Origin of the sequence: Chitinophaga sp. (genome assembly GCF_035564935.1) — a bacterium.
Lineage (GTDB): Bacteria > Bacteroidota > Bacteroidia > Chitinophagales > Chitinophagaceae > Chitinophaga.
This window is the reverse complement of sequence record NZ_DATMTE010000753.1, coordinates 1-1,517: the sequence shown is the minus strand read 5'-3', so window position 1 is coordinate 1,517 and position 1,517 is coordinate 1. Positions and strand designations below refer to the sequence as shown.

Below are 1,517 nucleotides of genomic sequence, written 5' to 3'. Positions count from 1 at the left end.
TAATTCACAGGGGTTACCTGTAAAGAAAACTCCCGCTGCCCGCCTTTACATCTCCCAATAAAAAAATAAAGTGTTAAATTGACAATTATAATCTAAATTCATTACTTTAGACCTCCGGTAGTTCCTTAGCACCGTATAAATTCCATGTCAATTAACAACACTATCATCATGATGCGATTATTAGCTCTCATTATCCTTACTACATTTTTTGCGCAGCGCGGGCAAAGCCAGGACTTTCATAAATGGGCGCCCGGCCCGCCTATGGGCTGGAACAGCTGGGATTGTTATGGCCCTACCGTAACAGAAGCAGAAGTAAAAGCCAACGCAGATTATATGGCTAAATACCTGAAATCTTCCGGGTGGGAATACGTAGTGGTAGACATCCGGTGGTATGTAAGCAATGATAAATCACATGGCTATAATGAAACGGATCCTGATTACAATATTGACCAGTACGGAAGATTTGTTCCCGCGGTAAACCGCTTCCCTTCCGCCGGAAACGGGCAGGGATTTAAGCCCCTGGCCGACTATATCCACAGCAAAGGATTAAAGTTCGGTATTCATATTATGAGAGGAATACCCGTTAAGGCTGTTGTGGAAAATTTACCGGTGAAAGGCAGTTCCGTGCGGGCGGCAGATATATATTCCAAAGAAGGCCAATGTCTTTGGCTGCACGATATGTATACTATTCTTCCTGAAAAGGAAGGCGCCCAGGCGTACTATAACTCCCTTTTTGAAATGTATGCCGGCTGGGGACTGGATTTTGTGAAGGTAGATGATCTTTCTTCTCCCATTTATTTTGCGGGAGAAATTGAAATGATCCGGAAAGCAATAGACCGCACCGGGCGTAAAATAGTATTAAGTACCTCTCCCGGTGAAACGCCGATTGATCATGCTGCTCACGTGCAGCAATATGCCAATATGTGGAGAACCGTGGGCGATTTCTGGGATAACTGGAAACAGCTGAAAGAACATTTCCAGGTATTTGAACGCTGGAATAAATGGAGAGCGCCCGGCGCTTATCCCGACGGGGATATGCTGCCGCTGGGCCGTATCGGTATCCGGGCTGAACGCGGGCAACCCCGTATGAGCGGGTTTACAAAGGATGAGCAATATACCCTCATGACCCTATGGACGATCTTTAAATCGCCGCTGATATTTGGTGGTAATCTTCCGGACAATGATCCGTTCACATTGTCCCTGCTGACTAATAAAAACGTATTGAAAGTATTAAACAGCAGCACCGGCAACCGCCCTCTTTTTACAGAAAACGATAAGGCCGCCTGGACAGCCGATGATCCGGTTACCGGCGCAAAATACCTCGCTGTATTTAACACCGCAGATAATCCTTCCACGCCGGCTACACCTGTTGCTGTTGACCTGAGTGGATTAGGCATTACCGGCACCTGTACTATAACGGATCTCTGGTCCGGGAAACGGGTGGGTAGCTTCTCAGGGACTTTCGCACCGGCTATTGCCCGCCATGGCGCCGGGTTGTACAGGATTGAAAAGAAGAA

The 1,517-nt window shown here is 47.1% G+C and carries 1 protein-coding gene; it reads left to right on the top strand.

The window, feature by feature from the left end; all coding sequences use genetic code 11:
* Window positions 1–168: 168 nt before the first annotated feature.
* The coding region (locus VN105_RS19480) for a glycoside hydrolase family 27 protein (RefSeq protein WP_325643287.1) at window positions 169–1,517 on the top strand (1,349 nt) is incomplete at its 3' end.